At 52.5% G+C, this 959-nt stretch carries 1 protein-coding gene; it reads right to left on the bottom strand.

The annotated features are described in order from the left end of the window. On the bottom strand, window positions 1–959 hold a 959-nt coding region (locus tag JFQ59_RS12305), incomplete at both ends, for a type II/IV secretion system ATPase subunit (protein ID WP_202320805.1).

The following is a 959-nucleotide window of genomic DNA, read 5'->3' on the forward strand; positions in this document are numbered from 1 at the left end:
AGCATAAACTCCAGCACCCTCTTCCTCCTGTCCAGCTCCTCATTCAGCTCCCTCACACTCCACCCCCTCTGCCTCCTTATCTCCTCCAGAGCCTTCGATGTTCCCACCATCGCATGCTCATCCTTAACGCTGTCCCACTGGAAAACGGTTGAAGTTCTCAGCATCTTCGTATGAGCATCCAGACCCACTATCTCGGCAATCTCCACATTCCTCCTCACTCTCTTCTCCCCCACGTACGTCTGGGCCTGAATGCTTATGATGTCCAGCGCCTCCAGCATCGGTCTCGGCACCCCAATGGGTGGATTTTCCAGTCTGTGTATTGCACCGCTTATGCTGTCCGCATGCAGAGTTGAGTAGGTTGTGTGGCCGGTGGCCATCGCCTGAAATAAAGTCAGAGCCTCCCTGCCCCTGACCTCTCCGACTATTATGTACTCCGGCCTCTGCCTCAATGCCGCCCTGAGCAAATCGTACATGTCAACCGCCCCCTTCTCCCCGTGGAAAGCGTCTCTCGTCACACCGGGAATCCAGTTCTCGTGCGGGAGCATCAGCTCCCTTGTATCCTCAATTGTGACTATCTTTGACCTTCTCGGTATAAACAGAGAGATGGCGTTCATCGATGTCGTTTTCCCGCTCGCAGTCCCGCCTGCGAAAATCAGCGATTTCTTGTTCTCAATGCACAACCAAAGATACGCCATCTGATCACTGCTGAAAGTCTTCCAGGCTATTAAATCGATTGGTGTTACAGGTTCATCCCTGAACTTTCTTATGGTGAAGGTCGAGCCGTGATCGGTAACCTCTCTACCCAGCGTCATCTGAATTCTGCTCCCGTCAGGCATCGTAGCATCAACCATCGGCTCTGCAATGCTTATATGCTTCCCGCACTTCTGGGCGAGATTGACAACAAAGGAGTCAAGCTCGTCAGGATCGTTGAATATTATGTTCGTGCGGAGGTTTGTGTA

This window comes from Archaeoglobus neptunius, assembly GCF_016757965.1.
Classification (GTDB): domain Archaea; phylum Halobacteriota; class Archaeoglobi; order Archaeoglobales; family Archaeoglobaceae; genus Archaeoglobus; species Archaeoglobus neptunius.